Raw genomic sequence first — 21812 nt, forward strand, 5'->3', positions numbered from 1 at the left:
GGCGCGGCTCACTCCGGCGGCCTGGCTCCCGACTGCTCGCTCACCATGTAGGCCGCGTACCAGTCGGGCCAGTCGTCGTCCCGCTGACCGGTGCGTTTCTCGTGCTCGCCGTGGGCGGCCGCCGCGCGCCGGAGCGCGCCCGCCAGGTCGCTCACCGAGCCGAACGACGTCAAGCCGCCCTCGACACGCCCCGGCAGCCTTGTCGTGATCTCCTGCATCAGCCAGGTGTTGCCGTCCGGGTCGCGGAACGAGGCCCGCGAGACGTAGCTGCGCCGCTCGGGATCGATTCCGTCGACCGGCCCGTCCGGCCCGACGTGGAAGATGCCGCCCACCTCGACGCCCGCGGCGACCAGTGCGTCGCGGGCGGCGGCGATGTCGGACACGACCAGGTACGCCACTGACGAGCCGGGCACCGCCGCCGCGAGATCCGGGCCGAACTGCACCGAGCAGCCGCTGCCGTGCGGGGTGAACTGGACGACGCCCGACGGCGTGCGGTCGAGCCGCCATCCCAGGCGTTCGTAGAACGCCTTCGCGCGGTCGACATCCGACACCGGTACGACGAGCACCTCAAGCTTCGTGGCGATGCTCTCGACGCTCGCCATCACGCTCACGTCTGCCTGGGCGGTCTTCGGGCACATCGCGGCCTCCCCTGGGTCGAGCAGCGGCGTACCCGGTAGGCGGTGTCGCATGCGCACCCCACGGCGGGCCGGGCCCGCCACGGCGGACCGGTCGCCGGGACGGAAACCGGCGGGCCGCCCACGGGACGGAGCGGGCGGGGCCCGGTCGCTTCGGGCCGTGGAATCTTCGGAGCCGGCCCTCGACGGCGGCTACCCTGCCTATCGTTCAGTGAGGCGTGCGGTCACTCTTCGGGCCTCGCGTCGAGGTGCGTGCGAAGCGCCGCCGCTATCTCGCCCGCAGCGCGGAGCTGGTCCGGCGTGAGAGCGTCGACGAAGAGGTCACGCACGGCGCGCAGGTGCGGGACTGTTGCCCGGTGGAAGGCTTCCGCGCCGCTGGGCGTGAGACGCACCTCCGACCCTCGGGGAACGGTGGGGCACTCGCGGCGGCTGACGAGCCCGCGCCGTTCCATCCGGCCCAGGTGGTGGGAGAGCCGGCTCCGCTCCCACCCGACGTGGGACGCGAGTGCGGAGGAGCGCATCTGCTGGTCCGGCGCCTCACTCAGCGCGAGCAGTACGACGTAGTCGCCCGGTGACAGCGTGGACTCGACCTGGAGGCGTGACGTGAGCTGGGAGTTGAGCGCGGCGGTCGTCTCGACGAAGTTCCGCCAGATCCGTAGTTCGTCAGTGGTCGGTAGCTGGCGCCGCCGCTCGGGTGTGGCCTCCGTCATCTGCTCCCCCGGAATTGACGTGTCAATGGCAAAGTTAGCACCTGTTGACACGTCAACCAGGGAGTCGACAACGGCTCCGCCGAAGGGAGAGTTCACAGATGTCTGACCTCGAATTCGGGCTCGACACCTTCGGCGACGTACCGGAGGACGATTCCGGCAAGCCGCTCTCGCACGCCGCCGCCATCCGGCAGGTCGTCGACGAGGCGGTGCTTGCGGACGAGTTGGGCGTCGACGTCATCGCTCTCGGCGAGCACCACCGGCCGGAATACTCGGTGTCGACACCGGAGACCGTGCTGGCCGGCATCGCCACCCGTACCTCGCGTATCCGGCTCGCCTCCGGCGTGACGGTGCTGAGTTCGGACGACCCCGTCCGGGTGTTCCAGCGGTTCGCCACCGTCGACGCGCTGTCGAACGGCCGGGCCGAGGTCATCCTGGGCCGGGGCTCGTTCACCGAGTCCTTTCCCCTCTTCGGCTACGACCTGCGCGACTACGACACGCTGTTCGAGGAGAAGATCGAGCTGTTCGTGAAGCTCCTGGACGAGAAGCCGGTCACCTGGAGCGGCACCCTGCGTGCCCCACTGGACAACGCCGACGTCTACCCGAAGACGGAGTCGGGCCGCCTGAGCACCTGGGTCGGCGTGGGCGGGTCGCCGCAGTCGGTGGTGCGTACCGCCCGCTACGGTCTGCCGCTGATGCTCGCCATCATCGGCGGCTCGCCCGAACGCTTCGCGCCCTACACCGACCTCTACCGCCGGGCGGCGGAGCAACTCGGCACGACCGCGCACCCGGTCGGGATGCACTCGCCGGGCTTCATCGCCGACACCGACGAAGAGGCCAAGGAGCTGTACTGGCCGCACTACCGGGTCATGCGCAACCGGATCGGCGCGCTGCGCGGCTGGCCGCCGATCCGCCGCGCCGAGTTCGACGCCGAGGTGGAACACGGCTCCCTCTACATCGGCTCGCCGCAGACAGTGGCCCGCCGGGTGGCCGCTGCGATCCGCGGCCTCGGCGTGGGCCGGTTCGACCTGATCTACACGGCGGGAGCGCAGCCGGTGAGCGCCCGGATGCGGGCCGTCGAACTGTACGGCTCGACGGTGATCCCCATGGTCCGCGACATCCTGGCCAGCTGATCCGCCCGCTCGACGGCACAACGGAGGACGACATGCACGACAACGGCCAGACCCTCGCTGTGCTCGGCGCCGGCAAGGTGGGCACGGTGATCGCCCGGCTCGCCCTCGCCGCCGGCTACCGGGTGCTCATCGCCGGCTCCGGCGACCCGGAGAAGATCGCCCTCACCGTCGAGGTGCTGACGCCCGGAGCGGTCGCCACCACAGCCGTCGACGCGGCGGCCGCCGCCGACCTGGTCGTCCTCGCCCTCCCGCTTGGCAAGTACCGCGCCCTTCCCGTCGAGGCGCTGCGAGGCAAGCTCGTGGTCGACGCCATGAACTACTGGTGGGAGGTCGACGGCATCCGTGACGACCTCACCGACCCGGGCACCTCGTCCAGCGAGACCGTCCAGGCGTTCCTGTCCGGCTCGCGGCTCGTCAAGGCGTTCAACCACATGGGCTACCACGACCTGGAGGAGGGGGCGCGGCCGGCGGGAGCGGCCGACCGCAAGGCCATCGCCATCGCCGGCGACGACGCCGCCGACCTCACCACGGTCGCCTCCCTCGTGGACACGCTGGGCTTCGACCCGGTCGTCGCTGGTGGCCTCGCCGAGGGCGTACGCCTCGAACCGGGTAGCGAACTGTTCGGCGCCAACGTGAGCGCCGACGAGATACGCGCCATGCTCGACCGCTTCCCCGAGTCGGAACGGGGACGGATCATCGCGGAGGCGCGGGCGCGCTGAGCGCCGTCCTCCATCGCCTGAGCGCGCTCGGCCAGCGGCCGTCCCGGCTCGGCGCGGGCGGCGTTACGACGTCCAGCCCTGTCGGTGCAGCCGTTCGATGCCGTCCAGCAGCAGGTCCAGCGCGAACTCGAACTCGAACTGGTCGTCGCAGCCCTGCCCGACGACCGACCCGTCGTCGTGCGACGCCGCTGTGGCGATCTCCGCGAGGTGCGGGAAGCGGGCCGCGACCTCCGGCGGCAGGGCTGCTGACGGTGCTGGCTCGATCGCGCCGGACCGGCCGGCACGCCGGGAGTCGTCGAACAACTCCTGGCTGAAGCCGAGGATGCGGCTGCCCATCGCGTGCATGACGTGGTGGGTGAGGTCGGCGGAGAACCCGCCGGCCCGGAACGTGCCGACCATCGAGTCGAGGTACGCGAGGATTGCAGGCGTCGCCATGTTGCGCGTGTCGATGGCGAGCGGCGCCCAGGGGTGGCGCAGCAGCGCCTGCCGCGCGGACAGAATGCGCCCCCGGACCGTCTGCTTCCATTCGGCGTCGGGCGTCGGCGGGTCGATCTCGGCGACTACCACGTCGATCATGCCGTCGAGCAGCTCGTCCTTGTTGGCCACGTGCTTGTAGAGGGCCATCGGCACGACGCCGAGATCCTTGGCGAGGTTGCGCATGCTCAGGGACTCGATGCCGGCCTCGTCGGCGAGCGCGACGGCGGCGCGCAGGATGCGATCCCTGCTCAGCGGCGTCCGGCGCAGCGTCTCCACCTGCTCAGCCATCTCGGTCCTCGTCTTCCGGCAGCGGTAGAAACCATAACCGCATTGACTGGTGTACGGCGTACACCTAGAGTGTTTCCCAGGAGGTGTACGCCGTACACCTGGAAGGAGGCGGAGATGAAGGCGATCGTCCAGGACCGGTACGGCCCCCCGGAGACACTCCGGCTCGCGGACGTCGACACACCGGTGCCCGCCCCCGACGAGGTGCTCGTGCGGGTCGAGGCCGCAGCGCTCAACGCGTACGACTGGCACGCCATGCGGGGCGAACCACTGATGGCACGGCTGGCAATGGGCCGGTCACGGCCCCGGGCGCGCATCCGTGGGCGCGACTTCGCAGGCCGGGTCGAGGCGGTTGGCGCCAACGTCCGGCAGTTCAGCCCCGGCGACGCCGTCTTCGGTGACCTCGGCGACGCCAACGGCGCCTTCGCCGAGTACGTGTGCGTGCCCGCGAACGTCGTCGCACCGGTCCCCGCGAACCTCACGCCGCAACAGGCCGCCGCGCTGCCGTTGGCAGGCGTCACAGCGCTCATGGGGTTGTCCGATGTGGGACGTGTCGAGCCCGGCCACCGCGTCCTCGTCAACGGAGCCTCCGGGGGCGTCGGCACCCTGGCCGTCCAACTGGCCAAGGCGCTCGGCGCGACGGTGACAGGGGTGTGCAGCACCCGCAACGTCGACCTGGTCCGCAGCCTCGGCGCCGACCACGTCGTCGACTACACCCGCGACGACTTCACAAGGGACGGTCGCCGGTACGACGTCGTGCTCGACCTGGTCGGCAACCGTTCACTCAGTGCTCTGCGGCGGGCGCTGACAGCGACCGGGACGCTTGTGCTCTCCGGCGGAGGCGTGTACCGCGGCAGCAGCCTCCTCGGGCCGGTCTGGCTCCTCGCCCGTGGACGACTGCTGGCACCGTTCGTGCGGCAGCGCATCGTCACCCTCGCCACGACGCCCAGCCGGCAGCACCTCGACACGCTTTGCGCCCACGCCGAGGCCGGCCGCCTCACGGCTGTCGTCGACCGGACCTATCAGCTCCACGAGGTGCCCGACGCCATCCGGTACCTCGAAGGCGAACACGCCCGCGCCAAGGTGGTCATCACCGTCTGACACCCCGGTGGCGCCCCCGACCAGCCGATGCCCGTCGCCGGTCCGGTGTGCCCGCGACGGAAGTGCCGGTCGGCGTGGCGCTGGACGTGGCGGACGCGCGAGGTCGGCCCGGGAGGCTGAACAACAACAGGACGAGCAGCGCCGCCGGCACCACGAGCAGACCCCACGGGTGTCGGGCGGTGGCCACCACGAAGGGCAGCGGCCCGCTGGCGGGTTCGATCAGGCCGTGCACCTCGTACCGGCCGAGCGTCGTCGCGCTCAGCGGCACTCGGACGACGTACTCACGGCTCTGCCCGCCGGGGATGGTGCCTACGGGCGGGGCGGCCACCATCGTGTGCACCTGCCCGGGGCTGCCGGCGAGCAGCGTGATCGGCGGCTCGACGACGTCGACGGGGCCCGGGTTGTGCAGGGTGATCCGCACTGTCAGTTCGCCAGGGAGACCGAACCAGCCGGCCACCCCGGACTCGTCCACAGCGTGCACACCGGCGAGTGCCAACTCCGGCGGCGACCCGGCCGTGCTGGCGACCGGCGCGGACACCCCTGTCAACGGCAGTGCCACTGAGGCGGTGGTCACGCCGCTCGGGGTCTGGACGCGCAGCCGGCAGGGGCAGGCGACCGGCGGCGCGGCGAGCAGCACCGGCATCCGGGCGTTGCCGGTGGCGGGCACCTGGCCGCCGCTGGCCCGGTCCGTCGCGCAGTCGAGTGCGCCCCGCCGGCCGTCGTTGCCGCAGACCTCCACCTGGACCACGCCGGCCGGCCACCCGTCCAGTGCGACAAGCACGCGATCCCCCACCCGGAAGGTCCCGGCGGGCAGCGCCACGCGGGGTTGTCCGTCCGGCGGCCGGTCGGTGCTGGGAGCCGGCCCGGCGGATGCCAGCAGGGCGGCGACGACGGAGACAGCGAGCAGGACGAAACGGCTCACGGCGTGCCGCTGAGCGGTTCGGGGCCGGGCGCGGTCGCGCTCGCGGCCCGCGACGCGGTGGCCACCGGCGTCGGTCGCGCGCCGGAGCGACGACGCCACGGCCGCCACCGCCGTACGCCGAACCAGCCGGCCGCCCCGGCGAGCAGGGCGATGAGCAGCCACGGGGGCGCCCAGACACCCGCCGAGCGGAGCACTGGAGGCAGCGCGGTGTCGGTGGTGGTCGCAGCGAGGTCCACAGTTGCGGCAAGTCGCAGCGCCGGTGGCACACCGGTGATCCGTTCGGTCACGGCGAAGGTGGCGCCGGGCAGGAGTTCCGGAAGGTCCACCGGGGCGGTCCGGGCGAGTTCCCAGCCGAAGGGCCCGTCGACGACGACCGAGCCCGTTCCGCCGACCCGAACATTGCCGGTGTTACGCAGCAGGTAGCTGACCGTCAGGTCGCCGCCGCCGAAAGGGTTGACGGGGTTGTCGTACTCCATCGTGACCGACTCGACGGCGACGGCGGGTCGCACCTCCCCGGGCACCCGCAGGTAGACCCGGGCGGCGAGCCGCTGGTCCATCCGGACCTGCTGGCCGTCGGCGGAGGTGCCGGTCTGCCGCAGGGCGGCGATCATCCCTCCGGCGTGGTCGCCCGGGGTGGCGTTCTTCGGCACGGTGAGTCGGAACGGGATGTCGGCCCGCTTGCCGGGCGGCACCGTCCAGCGTCGTCGCTCCAGGTGCATCCAGGAGCCCACGTCCACGGCGGCCCGGTCGGCGGGGAGCAGGGCGAACGCGCCGTCGGTAGTGGTGTGGGCGTCGGTGGCGTACACGTCGAAGGTGAGCGGTCGGTCGCTCAGGTTTGTGACTCCGAGGTGGTCGGTGAGCGTGCTGCCGGGCGCGAGGTCGTAGATGAAGTAGTTGCGTCCGGTGGGCCCGTCGGGGCTGGACGGCTGTACCGCCCATCGCGCTACCGAACCGCCGGCGGCTGGAGTCGGATTCGGTACGGAGGCGAGCGGCGGCGTGGCCGGTGCGGCGGCGGCGAGCGAGGCCGGGACTGTCGCGGCCAGCACGGCGACGAGCGCGGCGCAGGCCCGGGAGGCGGCGGTGACGAGGTGCATGGGTGCGGCTCCGGGTGCTTTCACAGGCGCGTCGGACCGGTGGGGCGGGACGGGGAGGTCCCACCCCGCCGGTTGTCGACGCCGACCTAGGAGAGGGTCAGGGTGAGGGTCGCGGCGTAGTCGCCGGCCGTGGCCGACGCCGGGATCCCCAGGTTGAGCTGGGCACCGCAGGTGAAGGTGCCGTTGCTCGTACCGGTGGACGAGGTGCAGAGCGCCCGCGCCCCACCCAGGCCGGCACCGGGTGCGGCGGCCGCACCCGGCGTGACCACGCCGGGCGTACCGCCAAGCGGGTCGGCGACCACGCTGGCACTCGGCACCCAGCCCAGGTTGTCGGCGGCGATGCTGCCGCCGGCCGATGTGAAGTCGGAGACCTGACCGACGAGGCTCCACCCGGCGTTGGTGCCGCGCAGGTCCGCCACAGTGGCGGCGTGCAGCGCCCCGCTGGCCACCTGGCCGTTGCTCACCGCGGGCAGGGCGACAGTGTCGCCGGCCACGCCGAGAGTCAACGGGCCGCCGGTGACTGTGGTGGTGATCTGCTGACTGGCGTTCGCGCCGCCCGGACCACCGCCGGCGAAGGTGACCGGGGTGAAGGTGTCCTGACTGCGGTCGGCCGAGCCGCGAGCAGCGAAGGTGATCACGTAGCACTGCACGACCGTGCAGTCGACCTCCTCGCCGGTACGGGCGGTGTAGACCGCGCTGACCGACAGGGTGGTGCTGAACGTACCGTCGGCGTTGAGCCGGTCCCGGGCGTCGGTCGGCTCGTTGGTCTTGTTCACCCATTTTGTGGCTTGCAGGATTCCCGCGTTGGCCCAGTGCTCGGCGACCTTGGGTCCGAAGGAGACGTAAATGCCTGCGGCGTTGTTGGCCTCGGGGTCGAATCCGCCGCCCTTCACGGTGATTGTCGACCCGTTCGGGTCGAGCCCGCCGGGTGGGGTGACGGTGACCGTCGGGGCAGCCGGTTCTGCATCGCCCGTGCTGAAGGTGAACGACAGCGGATCGAGCGCCTCACCGGCGCTGTAGAAGCCGTTGAAGGCGCTGGCACCCGCCGCGGTCAGCGTGGTCGCAAGGTTCGTGCCGGTCACCGTGGCACCGCTACCGCCGGGATTGCCGGCGATTGTGGCGATTGTGGCCTGGCGGACCGACACGGGTTCGGCCTGCGTGGTGGTCAGGTCCACATCGGCCTTCAGCTCCGAGGCGCCGCCGGAGACGGCAACCGTCGGGTTGGCCAGCGCGATGGTGAAGAAGTGCCCGGGATAAGAGAAGACGATCTTCCCGCCGTACCTGGCGGTGATCGCCCCGGTGGCGGGGTCGTGGGTGCCACCGGCCGACGGGAAGGTGAAGGTCCCGTCGGTCTTGATGGTGGCGCCGTCGCTCGCCGCGATCGGGGGATTGCCGTTGCCGGTCTTGAGATAACTGCGGAACGACGACTTGAAGCCCCACGTCAGGCTGCCGCCGGTGATGTCGGCCTCGGCCGCCGAGGCGGGGCCGGTGCCGACGAGGGCGGCCGACGCGCCGAGGACGACGACCGCCGTCCACCGCATCGACCGGCGCCAGGTGGCACCGGCTCTGGATCGGACCATGTTTGTTCCCTTCACGGAGCGCACTGCGGACCCGCAAAGGTTAGGTAATCCTAACTAAGGGCACCCTCACTCGTTCGGCCAAAAGATCTTCAGCCGAAGAACCCCTTGTGACCTGCGTGTTTCTAACTTAGGTTAGCCAAACCTAATGCCCGCTTCCGAGGCGATCCATCATGTGAGGAGTCCGATGCGAGCCCTGCGTCGCACCGCTCTGTCCGCCGCCCTGATCACTGTGAGTGTCATTGCGGGTACGCAGCCGGCGTACGCCGGCACCGCCCGCGGCCCCGGAGGACAGACCCTCACCGCTACGCCGAGCACCGGGGTGAGCCGCGCCGGAGCGACAGTCACCGTCTCGGGCAGTGGGTACGACACCACAAAGGGCATCTACGTCGGCTACTGCGTCGACAATGGCGCCGGCAAGACGCCGACACCCTGCGGCGGCGGAGCCGACACCAGTGGCAGCCTGGGCGCCTCGCACTGGATCTCGTCCGACCCGCCCTCCTACGCCGAAGACCTCACCACGCCGTACGGCTCGGGCGGATCGTTCCGGGTCACCGTGAAGATCACCCCGACGATCGGCGACGTCGACTGCACCGTCCGACGGTGTGTGGTCGCCACCCGCGCCGACCACACCCGGCCCGCGGACCGATCCCAGGACGTACGGGTGCCGGTGACCTTCGCCGCCGCCCCCGCGCCGAGTCGCAGCAACGCGGCACCGCCCACCACCGGCAGCGGTACCGCCACCGGGGCACCCCGCACCGGCACCCCCGGCGCCGCGCCGTCGACCGCAACCCTGCCGTCGGCCGCCGCTTCCGCTGGTACGACCGGCGGCGTACCGGCCGACGCGGGCGGAACCACGCCGGCCGCCGGCACCGCGCCCACCGAAGCCCAGGTCACCCGGGTCAGTGCGGCTTCCAGCCTCGATGCCGGGCGCTGGTGGCCGGTAGTGCTCGGCGCGTCCCTCCTGCTCGTGACGCTCCTCATCGGACTGCGCCGACGCCGCCGGAAGCTGGCCCGGTGAGCCGCCGCCCCGCCGTCGCCTGTGCCCTGCTCGTCCTCCTCGCCGGCACCGCGTTCGGCTGCGCCGAGCAGACCGTCGCCGCCCCGTCGGTCGCCTCCTGCGGCCCGGTGACCGCCACCGTCGGCCAGTCCGACGTCGAGCCGCTCACCCCGGCCCCGGTTCCCGCCCTGCCGGTTACCGTCACCTCCGCCGACGGCGTCCGCACCACTGTTACAAACGCCGACCGGATCCTGCCCGTGAACCTGTACGGCTCGATCGCGGAGATCGTGTTCAGCCTCGGCCTAGGTGGCAACGTCATCGGCCGGGACACCGCCACCACCTTCCCCGCCGCCGCGCATCTACCCGTTGTCACACCTGGCGGGCACGACCTCTCCGCCGAGGCGGTCCTCGACCTGAACCCGAGCGTGATCATTGCCGACGACAGCATCGGCCCGCCGGAGACGCTGAAGCAGTTCCGCGCCGCCGGGATCCCGGTCGTGCTGGTCGACGCCGAGCAGACACTCGCCGGGGTGGGAGCGCACGTCCGCGCGGTCGCCGCCGCGCTCGGCGTCACCCCGGCCGGGACCCAACTCGTCAGCCGGGTCGAAGACGAGATCGCCCAGGCACAACGCGACGTACCTGAAAGGACCGCCCCCCGGATCGCCTTCCTCTACCTGCGCGGCACCGCCGGTGTGTACCTGATCGGTGGTGCGGGCGCCGGATCCGACGCGATGATCGAGGCAGCCGGCGGCGAGGACGCCGGCAGCGCGATAGGGCTGTCGAAATTCCGGCCACTGACCAGCGAAGGGCTGATCAACGCGGCGCCGGACGTGATCCTCGTGATGAGCGGTGGGCTGGCGTCCGTCGGCGGTGTCGACGGGTTGCTGAAACTCCCCGGCGTCGCGCAGACCCCCGCCGGCGCCGCCCGTCGGATCGTCGACATGGACGACGGTGTCCTGCTCACCTTCGGCACCCGCTCCGGGCAGGCCGTCCAGGCGCTGGCCCGCGCCGTGCACATGTGCGGAGCGACGTCGTGACCGATGTGGACACCCGACGACCCGGCACCGCCGCGCGGCCGGAACTCCGACGACCTGTCGGGAAGCACCTCCGCCGGGGCCGGCTGCTGCTCGCCACGCTCGCGCTCACCCTGTTGATGGTCGCCCTGGTAGCGGCGGGTCGCGGGCAGGTGCAGATCTCCCCGGCCGAGGTGCTCGGCTCGATCCTGCACCGGATCGGCCTGGATGTCGGCAGCCTGCCGGCTGCTCCGCAGGGCGAGAACGCGCTGTGGATCGTCCGCTTCCCCCGGGTGGTGCTCGCCGCCGTTGTCGGCGCTGCGCTCGGTTCCGCCGGTGCCATCATGCAGGGCGTCTTCGGCAACCCGCTTGCCGAGCCGGGTGTCATCGGCGTCTCCGCCGGAGCCGCGTTCGGCGCCGCGCTGTCCATCGTCGCCGGGGTGAGCGTCCTCGGCGCGTGGACAGTGCCGGCGGCAGCGTTCGCCGGTGGTCTCGCCACCACGTACCTCGTCTACCTGCTGGCCCGGTCCAACGGCCGGACCGAGGTGGTGACACTGGTGCTCACCGGCGTCGCGGTCAACGCGGTCGCCGGTGCGGCCATCGGGCTGCTGATGTTCGCCGCCGACGAGTCCGGCGTACAGGCCATCGCCTTCTGGAACCTCGGCAGCCTGGCCCAGGCCAGCTGGTCGGCGGTCGCGCTGGCCGCGCCCTGCCTGGCGCTCGGACTGGTCGTCGCCCTCGCCGACGCCCGCCGACTCGACCTGCTCGCCCTCGGCGAGCGCTCGGCCCGGCACCTCGGCGTCGACGTGGAGCGGTTGCGGATCCGCATGATCGTGGTCACCGCGCTACTCGGCGCCGCTGCGGTCGCCTTCACGGGCATCATCAGCTTCGTCGGCCTGGTGGTGCCGCACCTGGTGCGGATGGTCGCCGGGCCGGGCCACCGGGTGCTGCTGCCGGCAAGCGCGCTCGGCGGGGCGATCGTCGTGGTTGTCGCCGACCTCATCGCCCGTACTGTCGTCGAACACCAGGAACTTCCCCTCGGCGTGCTGACGGCCGTGGTCGGTGGACCGGCGTTCTTCTGGCTGCTGCGCCGCACACGGGAACGGTCCGGAGGGTGGGGATGACGCGGATCGACCGGCCGGGCGCCGGACGTTTTCGACTGCGCGGCCGTGGGCGGGCTGCCCCGCCGCCCGCGCACACCTCGGAGGTACGCGTCGACGTCGCGGGGCTGCGGGTGCAACGCGCCGGCCGGACCGTGCTGGATCAGGTCGACCTGCGGGTGCGCGCTGGCGAGGTGCACGCCCTGGTGGGGCCGAACGGGGCCGGCAAGTCCACGCTGCTGGCCGCGATCAGCGGCGACCTGCCCGCCGCCGGCACTGTCGAGGTGGACGGCCGGGCACTGCGGGGGTGGTCACCTGTGGAACTGGCGATGCGCCGGGCGGTGCTGACCCAGCGCAGCACCCTGAGCTTCCCGTTCACCGTCGAGGAGACCGTCCGGATGGGGCGGGCGCCGTGGGCCGGCCGACCCGAGGAGGAGCAGGACGACGCCATCGTCGCCGAGGCCATGAGCCGGTGCGATGTGGCCCGCTTCGCCGCCCGGCCATACCCGTCGCTGTCCGGCGGTGAACAGGCCCGCGCCGCGCTCGCCCGGGTGCTGGCCCAGCGTACCGGCGTGCTCCTGCTCGACGAGCCGACCGCCGCGCTCGACCTGCACCACCAGGAGTTGGTGATGGGGATCGCCCGGGACCGCGCCTCCGACGGTGACGCCGTCGTCGTCGTGCTGCACGACCTGGCCCTGGCCGGCGCGTACGCGGACGTGGTCACGCTGCTCGGCGAGGGCCGGGTCCGCGCCGTCGGCCCACCCGCCGAGGTGCTCACCGCCGCGCTGCTCAGCGAGGTGTACCAGCACGACATCGAGGTCGTCCCGCACCCCCGCAACCAGCTGCCGCTCGTCGTACCTCGCCGCCACCGCCCCGCCGCGCACCCGCCGACCGACCCCTACGTATCTTCGGAGCAACCATGAGTGACATGACAACCCCGTTCTCGGCCCGGGTCCGGGCCGCCAGCGCGGACGCCCACGAGACCGCCGAGTCCCAGCGGTACGTCTCCGCTCTGCTGGCCGGCGAGCTTGACATCGCCGGATACGCCGCGCTGGTGGTGCAGCACCACGCCATCTACGCCGCCTTGGAGGCAGCCGGTGACCGGTTGCGAGACGATCCGTTGGCCGGCCCCTTCGTCGACGACGCGCTGATCCGGCTCCCCGCCCTCGAAGCCGATCTGCGACACCTGATCGGCCCCGACTGGGCCGACAGCGCCGCGCAGACCCCGGCAACCATCGCGTACGTCGACCGCATCCGCGCGGTCTGCACAGCCTCCCCGGAGCGCTTCATCGCCCACCACTACACCCGCTACCTGGGCGACCTCTCCGGCGGGCTGCACATCGGACGGTCGGTGGCCCGCCACTACGGCCTCGACGGAGCGGGGGTGGCCTTCTACCGCTTCGACGACATCCCCCGCCCCAAGGTCTACAAGGACGCCTACCGCGCCCGGTTGGACGCGCTGCCGCTCGACGAGGCGGCGGCGAACGCGCTGTTGTCGGAGGTCCTCGTGGCGTACCAGCACAACACCGACGTCTTCGCCGCGCTGGCCGGGCACGCGCCGGCCGACGGCGGCACTCTCACCACGGCGGCTGCGGCATGAGCGGGCAGCCGTTCGGCCCGGACGTGATCGCCGCGGTCAGTCGCCACATGAACGACGACCACGCCGAGGACACCTTGCTGATCTGCCGCACCCTCGGCGGCTGTCCGACGGCGACCCGGGCTCGGACCACCGACCTGGACGCCGACGGGGTGGACTTCGTGGCCACAGTGGACGGCGTGGAGGTGGCGGTCCGGGTCCCGTTCGCCCACCGGCTCACCGAACGTGCCGAGATCCGCCGTGAGGTGGTGCGGATGTACCAGGAGGCCTGCGTACAGCTCGGCATCGAGCCCCGCCCCGCCGGCTGACAGCGTGGCGCGGGCGACCGGGACCGGCGCTGTCGCTCCGCCCGACGGGTGCGGTGGGCGCGGGCACGGGCGGGTTCAGGTGGTCGGTCCGCCGGTGCTCTCGCGGCGGATCAGCCGGAACGGTGTCTGCACCGTGAGCGGACCCGTCACCGGCGTGCCCTCGATCCGGGCGACGAGGCGCCGCACCGCGAGCCGGCCGATCGCCTCCTTGTCCGGCGCGATTGTGGTGAGCGTCGGGTTGCCGTACCGCCCGTCCTCGATGTCGTCGATGCCGATCACCGCGACGTCCTCCGGCACCCGGCGACCGGCCTCGGTCAGGGCGCGCAGCGCGCCGATCGCCACCAGGTCGTTGTAGCCGAACACCGCGTCGGGCGGCTCGTCGAGGGCGAGGAGGTCGCCCATGGCGCGCCTGCCCTCTGTCCGGTCGAACCCGTCGGTGCGGGCGACCAACTGTGGGCGGAACGGCAGACCGGCGGCGTCCAGGGCCTCCCGGTAGCCGCGGAGGCGCAACTGCGCGGACTGCCTGTCGTCGCCGGGTGGCGCTCCGAGGAACGCTATCCGGCGACGGCCGATGGCCACCAGGTGCCGGATCGCCGCGTGGCTCGCGGCCACGTTGTCGATGGCGATGTGGTCGTACGGCGTGTCGTAGACGCCCTCGCCGATGAGCACCAGCGGGTTGCCGGCCCTGCGGTCGAGCACCTCGGCGCGGCCGACCCGTACCGGGCTGAGGATCAGGCCGTCGATGGTCTGCCGCCGTGAGCCGTCCAGGAGCAGTCGTTCCGCGTCGCCGTCCGCGGCGGTGTTCTCCATGACAAGTGTGTAGCCCAAGCCTGCCGCCTCCCGGATGGCGATCTCGGCGAGTTCGGCGAAGTAGGGGTTCGTCAGTTCCGGGATGGCCAGGGCGATCAGGCCGGTACGCCCTCGACGCAGGTGCCGGGCGCTGAGGTTGGGGCTGTAGCCGAGTTCGTCGACCGCCTGCTGCACCCGTTGCCGGGTCCGCTCCCCCACCGGCCGGTATCCGTTGACCACATTGGAGACCGTGGCCAGCGAGACGCCGGCGCGTTCGGCGATGTCCTTGAGGCTGACGCCCATCGACTCACCCTTTCCGGATGCCGCCTGGGATGGCGGTCGGCGAGGACACCTGAGTATGCATCGACGAACAAGGATTGACCGGGCCGCCGCCCTCCTCTATAACGTTATATAGATAACGACGGGTGTCAATAATGTTGCCGATGGTCGCCGCTGGAACTCCCGCCGACATCCTCCACCTCCGCCCAGCGACCACCGGATGCCCACCGCCCGCGCGCTTCGGGCCAGCTGCACCGCCCGTGGCGACTCGTCCCCCGGAGACGGCATGACACGTCGAGTCCACATCCGCCCCGCCCTGCCCCTGCTGCTCGTCCTCACCCTGATCGCCGGCGTACTCGCCGCGCCCACCGGACCGGCGCAGGCCGCCCCGGCCAAGACGCCCCCGCTCACCACCCCGTGGACCAGTCAGGCGCTGGTCGGCACACCGCTGCCGGAATATCCGCGACCGCAGATGACCCGGCCCGACTGGCTCAACCTCAACGGCGAGTGGCAGCTCCGCCAGTCCGCCACCGACGACGCCCCACAGTTCGGCACCACCCTGCCCGAGCGGGTCAACGTCCCCTTCCCGGTGGAGAGCGCCCTGTCCGGGATCCAACGGGCCGCCAACGACAACCGCAACTACCTGTTCTACAGGCGTACGGTCACCGTCCCGCCGAACTGGGCGGGACGGCGGACACTGCTGCACTTCGGGGCGGTCGACTGGCAGAGCACCGTCTGGGTCAACGGCGTACGCGTCGGGGCGCACACCGGTGGCTACGACGCTTTCAGCTTCGACGTGACACCGCAGCTGCGTGCCGGCTCGAACGAGATCGTCGTCAAGGTGTGGGACCCCACCGACACCCGGCAGAACGGCAGCCTCCCGGCGATCGGCAAGCAGACCAAGACACCAAGCGGCATCTTCTACACACCCAGCTCCGGCATCTGGCAGACGGTGTGGATGGAGCCGGTGCCCGCCGCGTCGATCAGCAGCGTCGACGTCTATCCGAACCTCACGAACAACACATTGCGCGTACGGGTGTTCACCCGAGGCGACGTCAGCGGTCACAGCGTGCTCGCCGAGGCGCTGAACGGCACCACTGTGGTCGGCTCGGCCACCGGCGGATTCAGCGAGTTCAGCGTGCCGGTGCCCAACGCGCGACGCTGGTCCCCCGACGACCCGTTCCTCTACAACCTGCGGGTCACGCTACGCAACGCCAGCGGCGCGACGGTCGACCGCACCACGCACTACTTCGGCATGCGCGAGATCACCACGGGCCTTGTGAACGGGGTGCTGCGCCCCAAGCTCAACGGTCAGTTCGTGTTCCAGGTCGGCACCCTCGACCAGGGCTTCTGGCCGGACGGGCTGTACACCGCACCCACCGACGCCGCGCTCGCGTTCGACCTGCAGAAGCACAAGGACCTCGGCTTCAACATGGTGCGCAAACACATCAAGGTCGAGCCACAGCGCTGGTTCTACCACGCCGACCGCCTCGGCCTGCTCGTCTGGCAGGACATCCCGTCGATGACAGCGCAGAACGTCGACGCCACCGACGCCCAGCAGGCGCAGTTCGAGACCGAGGCACGGGAGATCGTCGACGAGCATCGCAGCTCCCCGGCGGTCGTCGCCTACACGGCGTACAACGAGGGTTGGGGTGAGCGGAACCTGGCCGACACCCGCCGGGTCGGGCAGAACATCAAGAACCAGGACCCGACCCGACTGGTGAACACCCACAGCGGCTACAACTGCTGCCAGTCGCTGGGCAACCCCGGCAACGGCGACATCGACGACTGGCACGTCTACCTGGGGCCGGACTCCCCCTCGCCGTCGGGTAGCCGCATCGCCGTGCTCGGCGAGTTCGGCGGCCTGGGCCTGCACACGCCGGGCCACGAGTACAGCCCCAACGGCCAGTTCTTCGCGTACGAGTGGCAACCCACGTCGGCGGCGCTCACCGACCGCTACGTGGGGCTGGTGCAGGGCACCCAGAACCTGATGATCGGTAAAGGGCTCAGTGCGACCGTCTACACCGAGATCACCGACCAGGAGGGCGAGCTGAACGGCTTCCTCACCTACGACCGGCAGGTCGTCAAGATGGATCAGGCCCGGGTCCGCGCCGCAAACACCGCCCTCATCAACGCCTCCAAGTCGATCGGCAGCTCGGCGCCCGTCGCGCTGCCTGTCGACGCCCGGCGATCGTTGCAGGTGACCACACCCGGCTACACCAACCGCTATCTGCGCCACCAGAACGGCCTGGCGTTCACCGAGGTCGTCGAGGCGGGCAGCTCGGCGCTGCTCAAGAACGACGCCACGTACACGATCCGGGCCGGCCTTGCCGACGCCACCTGCTACTCGTTCGAGTCGGTCAACTTCCCCGGTCAGTTCCTGCGGCACCAGGAATCCCGGGTCCGCAACTCCCCCAACGACGGGACCGCCCTTCTGCGCCAGGACGCCACCTGGTGCGCCCGGGTGGGCCTGACTGGCAGCGGTGTTTCGCTGGAGTCGTACAACTTCCGCGGCAAGTACCTGCGGCACTACAACTCGGAGGTCTGGCTCAGCAACGGTGCCGGGGGCGACGCATACAACACGCCAACGCTGTGGGCGGCCGACAGCACCTGGAACATCGCCGCACCCTGGGCACCCTGACCGGCGTGTCCGCCGGGGCCGGCCACAGCGGCCGGCCCCGGCGGGATCGCTGGCCAGCGGCCGTGCATCGGATCGCCAACGTTCAGGACAATCCAAGAAGTCAATCAAGCTGGAAGAGGTCGGTCTGCGCCCTCTACGCCATCGCTGAAGCGCACTTTCACGGCAGAACACAAGCAACGCCGGTGTCGTATTGCAGACATCTGCAAGGTGGCCACGGCATTCATATCCCTGAGCTTGCCAAAGCCCTACCTTGAAGCGAAGCCGAGCCGACGAGGCACCGAACGCACCTGCGCAAAACACATACAGTCATTGACATCCGGCTAAGACTTGAAAGTATGCTCGGAGGGCTCTTGCGGCGGTTGACAGGCCGGCACATCCGCCAGACGCCATAGAGGGCAGCGAGTGCACGAGGCTTGCGGTCCTTCGACGCTAGAAGGAGATTCCGTGCGAATCAGGCTTCCAGCAGTCCGCCAGCCGGACTCTTTCGGACTGGGGCGCAAGCGGGCGGGCAGCCTCGTCGCGACGGCACTACTCTTCCTCTTCACCTACGTGGCCCTGGTTGACATGGCGTGGGCAAACACGGCAGTCCACATCATTTTCGCCATCTTGGCCCTCGCGGCACTGACATTCGTCATCCGGATTCGCGAGACTCCCAAGCTGACGGAAGTGGCCCTCGGCCCGCCGGTTGCCGAGCCGGCAACCCGCGAAGAAATAGAAGAGGCCACCAAATACGTCGCACGCAATTACGATTCCTACGCCATCGCATGCTTCATAAACCTACTGCTTAACCCACCACGATCACTGTCACGCGTGCATGACGAAGTAGAGCCGGCCGGACGGATGTGGCGGGTCAACACCTCGTTGCAGTATCGCATCGACATTCCTCGCCCGCAGGGGCGGGGGGCGTCGGTAACCCCCGGCCCTACTGAGGATGCCAGTGTCGCGAACGCGCCTGGTAGCCAAGAGGTGGACCCCCGGGACCCAGATGCCCGATCGACTACGTCAAACCAAGAATCCGTTCCGTCGAGCATCCGTGCCCCACGAGTCCTCATTCCGTTGATCACCGCACGCAAAGGGCTGCTGTTCGACTTGGTGAGCGCTGCCAGCTCCAAGGGCGAGACGATTCCGGCTCTCTCCCAGTGGGAGGCACGTGGGCTCACCTCACTGGCGATTCAGTCCCTGTTTCTTCTGGCCCACCAGGAGACTTCCGGCGGCAAGAGGCCGCCCATTCTGAGCCCGTCCGATCACGAAATAATGGCTAGGGCCATCGTCGCAATTTGCAGGCCGGCGGGCCCACGGAGGTTACGGACCTCCGCCGACACGGCCAGAAGTGGCGTCGACGAGGTAGACGCTTCAATCGCACGCATCAGCAGTTTGAGCGGCGACATTTCGGCAGCATGGCGCGACAAGATCGTCGGCATCTGCAAAGCGCTTTCGCGAAGCTATGTGGTGATCGTCGAAGTTCCCGCACCTGAGACCACGAACCTCGTCGTAAGATACAGCTCGCTGTATTCTCCCGAGCGGATACACGTCAGCTCCTACGAGAAGTTGAGAGCGAGATTGGGGCTGGCGCCGTACACCTTGGATGTTCCGATGACCAGAGCCCTTCAGGCCGACAGTTATCACTTCGAACTGGTCGCGCCTGCGGGATGCTACGTGTTCAGCCACCACCTTGAGGCTCTCAAGAGCCGGCGCGCCCTACGCCAGAGCAACTTCAAACTCAACGATCGACAGCAGTACGTCAGGCTTCACCACGAAAAAGGACGCTCGGTCGCACACCTCTACGTCAGGAGGCAAGGCGGCAGAATCGATCTCCGAGCAAGCGCACCAGAAGAACTGGATCGCTGGAACTTCAAATCGATAATCTATCTGCGTGAGGTGCCCCCGGGGGTCCTTGGCAACGCCGCCATGCTTGCGGTCCTGACGGCCGTCATCATCCTGTTCTTCACTCTGACGCGCGCTGGCATGGACGGTGCAGCGTCGGCGCTGGGACTGCCTGCGCTCGTCCTGGCGCTCCCAGCGTTCGTCGCTGGCGCGCTCGGTCGCGGGCTCGACTACGAAAGGGTCGGTCGCACCTCGCTGACAGCCTACTTCGGGCTACAGTCGGTCGTGGTGCTCTCCCTGTCCGGCGTACTCATGTACGTCCTCGACTCCGCAAAAGAGCTTCCTTCGGAAGTGTCTCTGGCACTTGCCTTCGGCGACCACGTCGTGCACACCGACGCTGTTTGGCTCTCCCTGTCACTCATATCGCTCACCCTTGCGATATTTCTAGCGCGACAGCGACAGAACGCGACTCGCTACTACGTCGACATGCTTGAGCGCGCTGCGGTGAGCAAAGAGTCGGACCTTGAGATCGAGAACGGTAGCCCGACCCAGTAGGAGGCGTTCGAATGAGCGACGATCCAGCAGTTGAAGAGTGGGGCGACGGCCGCTTGGTCGTCCGACGTGCCGAGGTGCCTGACAGTGACATTGCCGGTATGACGGTGGTGACCACGAGAGCCGAACACATAGCGCTGAACGCCATCGTATACGCGTTAGTGGACAAGATCCGCGAGGAGGACGCCGCGCAGCTCAGCCGGAATGCTATCCCCTATCCTCTCCTGGCAGACCAGCGCAGGAAAGACGTTGACAAGTAGGGCCGAGACAGAGAGTCGGATCCGAACGCCGCTCATTGCATCGAGTGGGCCAGCCATAAGGGGCGCCGACGGCAGCGGAGGTTAAGGCCCGAGCGTCCGCGATCGACATGACGGGCGATGAGCAGGCGTGTGAGGATACCGGCCATGCGTGCCGTGATCTTCGACGAGTTCGGTGCCCGCCCCGAGGTCCGCGACGTCCCGGACCCGGTGCCGCCGCCCGGAGGCGCTGTCATCCGGGTCGAGGCGACCGGGCTGTGCCGCAGCGACTGGCACGGTTGGCAGGGACACGATCCCGACATCCGCCCGCCGCACGTACCCGGTCACGAGTTCGCCGGTGTGGTCACGGCGGTCGGCGCGGGCGTACGCGGCTGGCGGTCCGGCGACCGGGTCACCGCGCCCTTCGTCTGCGCGTGTGGGCGGTGCCCGGCCTGCCTCGCCGGGCAGCAGCAGGTCTGCGAACGGCAGACGCAGCCCGGTTTCACCCACTGGGGGTCATTCGCCGAGTACGTGGCGGTGCACGACGCCGACGTCAACCTCATCCCCCTTCCCGACGGGCTGGATTACCCGGCCGCCGCGGCGCTCGGCTGTCGGTTCGCCACGGCGTTCCGCGCGGTGGTGCACCAGGGGCGGGTGGCGGCCGGCGAGTGGGTGGCGGTGCACGGGTGCGGCGGCGTGGGGCTGTCCGCGGTGATGATCGCCGTGGCCTGCGGTGCTCAGGTGGTGGCGATCGACGTCTCCCCCGGCGCACTCGACCTGGCCCGCCGCTTCGGGGCCACCGTCTGCCTGGACGGCAGCGCCCTCGACGGACCCTCGGCGGTGGCCGCCGCCGTTCGGGACGTGACCGGCGGTGGAGCACACCTGTCCCTCGACGCCCTCGGCAGCCACGCCACGTGCACCGCGTCGGTCGAGAGCCTGCGGCGTCGAGGGCGTCACATCCAGGTCGGGCTTCTGCCCCCCGCCCAGGGCCGCCCCACGCTGCCCATGGAACTCGTGATCGCGTACGAGTTGGAGGTGCTCGGCAGCCACGGCATGGCCGCGCACGCCTACCCGGAGCTCCTGCGGCTCGTCACCGCCGGTGTGCTGCGCCCGGCTGACCTGATCACCCGCACCATCGGCCTCGACGAGGTGCCGGACGCGCTGTCCACGATGGACAGGCCCACCACGGGCGGGATGTGTCTCATCCGCCCGTGGTGAGCACCGCGCAGGGCCCGGTGTCTAACCGTGGTCGATCGACTCGGACGGGACGGCGGGACGGCGACGCCCGGGCCGCATCAGCAGGGCGAGGACGACCACGAGCACGATGCCGTCGACGACCAGCAGGGTGGCCCCGAACGGGTCGATGCCATGGGCATGCCCCTCACTGTCCAGAATGGCCTCGGGAATTTCGCCGGTGTCGAGAGGTGCGGTGCCGGTGCCCACGCTGAACCGCAGCACACCGCTGTCGTCATGCCCGTTGGTGAAGGTGATGTGGTAGGCGACGCTGTAGTCGCCGGCCAGTGTGACGCGGACCGGTTGACGTAGCCCGCTCTCCCCGGCCGCCCTGATCTGTCCGTCGTTGACGGTGCTCCCGGTGCTGTCGCGCACCGTGATGTGCGACAGCACCGGGTCGGCACTTGTCGAGAGCCGCATTGTGACCGCGTCCGGTGTGGTCGCCAGGGCCGAGCCGCTGGCCGGGGTCACCGCCAGCACCCGGGCCGGTTCGGCGTCCGACTGGCGGACGGAGAGCCAGACGACGGCGGCGATCCCCACGGAGGCCAGAGCGGTAGCGATCGCCAAGGTACGGCGCGCGGCGGACAAGA

Annotated in this window: 21 protein-coding genes; 13 read left to right on the forward strand and 8 right to left on the reverse strand. The window is 70.3% G+C overall.

All coding sequences use genetic code 11. The annotated features are described in order from the left end of the window. Nucleotides 1–8 precede the first annotated feature (8 nt). Together F4558_RS12795 and F4558_RS12800 are read right to left on the reverse strand one after the other, a co-directional pair. The gene (locus tag F4558_RS12795; RefSeq protein WP_245241312.1) at nucleotides 9–689 is read right to left on the reverse strand and encodes a VOC family protein; all 681 of its coding nucleotides are present in this window, start codon (nucleotides 687–689) and stop codon (nucleotides 9–11) included. A gap of 170 nt (nucleotides 690–859) precedes the next feature. Beyond that, complete coding sequence (locus F4558_RS12800) at nucleotides 860–1345, reverse strand: MarR family winged helix-turn-helix transcriptional regulator (protein WP_167944218.1); 486 nt, start codon at nucleotides 1343–1345, stop codon at nucleotides 860–862. Between the two features lie 98 nt (nucleotides 1346–1443). Between F4558_RS12800 and F4558_RS12805 the strand changes: the two genes are divergently transcribed. After that, a complete protein-coding gene (locus F4558_RS12805) occupies nucleotides 1444–2475 on the forward strand; it encodes an LLM class flavin-dependent oxidoreductase (RefSeq protein ID WP_167944220.1) in 1032 nt (343 codons plus the stop codon). Nucleotides 2476–2507: 32 nt separating this feature from the next. Beyond that, nucleotides 2508–3194 carry an NADPH-dependent F420 reductase gene (locus F4558_RS12810; protein WP_167944222.1) on the forward strand — a complete coding sequence of 229 codons (687 nt, stop codon included), beginning with the start codon at nucleotides 2508–2510 and terminating at the stop codon, nucleotides 3192–3194. A 63-nt stretch (nucleotides 3195–3257) separates the two neighbouring features. Here the strand turns inward: F4558_RS12810 and F4558_RS12815 are convergent, their stop codons facing one another. Continuing rightward, nucleotides 3258–3959: a TetR/AcrR family transcriptional regulator gene (locus F4558_RS12815; protein WP_167944224.1), complete on the reverse strand. Its 702-nt coding sequence runs from the start codon at nucleotides 3957–3959 to the stop codon at nucleotides 3258–3260. A gap of 114 nt (nucleotides 3960–4073) precedes the next feature. On the opposite strand from F4558_RS12815, the gene F4558_RS12820 reads away from it, so the two are divergent. Then, on the forward strand, nucleotides 4074–5057 hold the full coding sequence (locus tag F4558_RS12820; RefSeq protein ID WP_167944226.1) for an NAD(P)-dependent alcohol dehydrogenase: 984 nt from the start codon (nucleotides 4074–4076) through the stop codon (nucleotides 5055–5057). Here the strand turns inward: F4558_RS12820 and F4558_RS12825 are convergent. The 3 genes from F4558_RS12825 to F4558_RS12835 form a co-directional block, all read right to left on the reverse strand. Further along, the gene (locus F4558_RS12825) at nucleotides 5047–5979 is read right to left on the reverse strand and encodes a hypothetical protein (protein WP_167944228.1); all 933 of its coding nucleotides are present in this window, start codon (nucleotides 5977–5979) and stop codon (nucleotides 5047–5049) included. The two genes, F4558_RS12820 and F4558_RS12825, sit on opposite strands and share 11 nt — an antisense overlap. Beyond that, nucleotides 5976–7073: a WxL protein peptidoglycan domain-containing protein gene (locus tag F4558_RS12830; protein ID WP_167944230.1), complete on the reverse strand. Its 1098-nt coding sequence runs from the start codon at nucleotides 7071–7073 to the stop codon at nucleotides 5976–5978. The genes F4558_RS12825 and F4558_RS12830 overlap by 4 nt, the downstream gene beginning before the upstream one ends. Nucleotides 7074–7159: 86 nt before the next feature. Beyond that, nucleotides 7160–8653, reverse strand: a complete 1494-nt coding sequence (locus F4558_RS12835) for an HtaA domain-containing protein (RefSeq protein ID WP_167944231.1) — start codon at nucleotides 8651–8653, stop codon at nucleotides 7160–7162. 184 nt (nucleotides 8654–8837) lie between these two features. On the opposite strand from F4558_RS12835, the gene F4558_RS12840 reads away from it, so the two are divergent. From F4558_RS12840 to F4558_RS12865, 6 genes are read left to right on the forward strand one after another with little or no spacing between them, the layout of a single operon-like run. Further along, the gene (locus F4558_RS12840; RefSeq protein ID WP_167944232.1) at nucleotides 8838–9671 is read left to right on the forward strand and encodes a neocarzinostatin apoprotein domain-containing protein; all 834 of its coding nucleotides are present in this window, start codon (nucleotides 8838–8840) and stop codon (nucleotides 9669–9671) included. Then, on the forward strand, nucleotides 9668–10687 hold the full coding sequence (locus F4558_RS12845; RefSeq protein WP_312877326.1) for a heme/hemin ABC transporter substrate-binding protein: 1020 nt from the start codon (nucleotides 9668–9670) through the stop codon (nucleotides 10685–10687). The genes F4558_RS12840 and F4558_RS12845 overlap by 4 nt, the downstream gene beginning before the upstream one ends. Next, on the forward strand, nucleotides 10684–11787 hold the full coding sequence (locus F4558_RS12850) for a FecCD family ABC transporter permease (RefSeq protein WP_167944234.1): 1104 nt from the start codon (nucleotides 10684–10686) through the stop codon (nucleotides 11785–11787). The genes F4558_RS12845 and F4558_RS12850 overlap by 4 nt, the downstream gene beginning before the upstream one ends. Next, entirely contained in the window at nucleotides 11784–12686 is a 903-nt protein-coding gene (locus F4558_RS31580; RefSeq protein WP_167944236.1) for a heme ABC transporter ATP-binding protein, read from the forward strand. Before F4558_RS12850 ends, F4558_RS31580 begins: the two co-directional genes overlap by 4 nt. Beyond that, nucleotides 12683–13363 carry a biliverdin-producing heme oxygenase gene (locus tag F4558_RS31585; protein WP_245241313.1) on the forward strand — a complete coding sequence of 227 codons (681 nt, stop codon included), beginning with the start codon at nucleotides 12683–12685 and terminating at the stop codon, nucleotides 13361–13363. Before F4558_RS31580 ends, F4558_RS31585 begins: the two co-directional genes overlap by 4 nt. Next, nucleotides 13360–13668: a DUF2470 domain-containing protein gene (locus tag F4558_RS12865; protein WP_167944237.1), complete on the forward strand. Its 309-nt coding sequence runs from the start codon at nucleotides 13360–13362 to the stop codon at nucleotides 13666–13668. Before F4558_RS31585 ends, F4558_RS12865 begins: the two co-directional genes overlap by 4 nt. A gap of 75 nt (nucleotides 13669–13743) precedes the next feature. Here the strand turns inward: F4558_RS12865 and F4558_RS12870 are convergent, their stop codons facing one another. Then, entirely contained in the window at nucleotides 13744–14760 is a 1017-nt protein-coding gene (locus tag F4558_RS12870; protein WP_053652934.1) for a LacI family DNA-binding transcriptional regulator, read from the reverse strand. Nucleotides 14761–15022: 262 nt separating this feature from the next. Between F4558_RS12870 and F4558_RS12875 the strand changes: the two genes are divergently transcribed. The 4 genes from F4558_RS12875 to F4558_RS12890 all read left to right on the forward strand — a co-directional run bounded on the left by F4558_RS12875 (nucleotide 15023) and on the right by F4558_RS12890 (nucleotide 21207). Next, complete coding sequence (locus F4558_RS12875; protein WP_167944239.1) at nucleotides 15023–17377, forward strand: AbfB domain-containing protein; 2355 nt, start codon at nucleotides 15023–15025, stop codon at nucleotides 17375–17377. Between the two features lie 444 nt (nucleotides 17378–17821). Beyond that, on the forward strand, nucleotides 17822–19756 hold the full coding sequence (locus tag F4558_RS12880; RefSeq protein ID WP_157552281.1) for a hypothetical protein: 1935 nt from the start codon (nucleotides 17822–17824) through the stop codon (nucleotides 19754–19756). Between the two features lie 11 nt (nucleotides 19757–19767). Continuing rightward, nucleotides 19768–20013, forward strand: a complete 246-nt coding sequence (locus tag F4558_RS12885) for a hypothetical protein (RefSeq protein WP_053652936.1) — start codon at nucleotides 19768–19770, stop codon at nucleotides 20011–20013. Nucleotides 20014–20157: 144 nt separating this feature from the next. Beyond that, the gene (locus F4558_RS12890) at nucleotides 20158–21207 is read left to right on the forward strand and encodes a zinc-dependent alcohol dehydrogenase family protein (RefSeq protein ID WP_167944241.1); all 1050 of its coding nucleotides are present in this window, start codon (nucleotides 20158–20160) and stop codon (nucleotides 21205–21207) included. Nucleotides 21208–21228: 21 nt separating this feature from the next. On the opposite strand, the gene F4558_RS12895 is transcribed toward F4558_RS12890, so the two are convergent. Then, a complete protein-coding gene (locus tag F4558_RS12895; RefSeq protein WP_209273273.1) occupies nucleotides 21229–21762 on the reverse strand; it encodes a copper resistance CopC family protein in 534 nt (177 codons plus the stop codon). Nucleotides 21763–21812 lie beyond the last annotated feature (50 nt).

Source organism: Micromonospora profundi (genome assembly GCF_011927785.1).
Lineage (GTDB): Bacteria > Actinomycetota > Actinomycetes > Mycobacteriales > Micromonosporaceae > Micromonospora > Micromonospora profundi.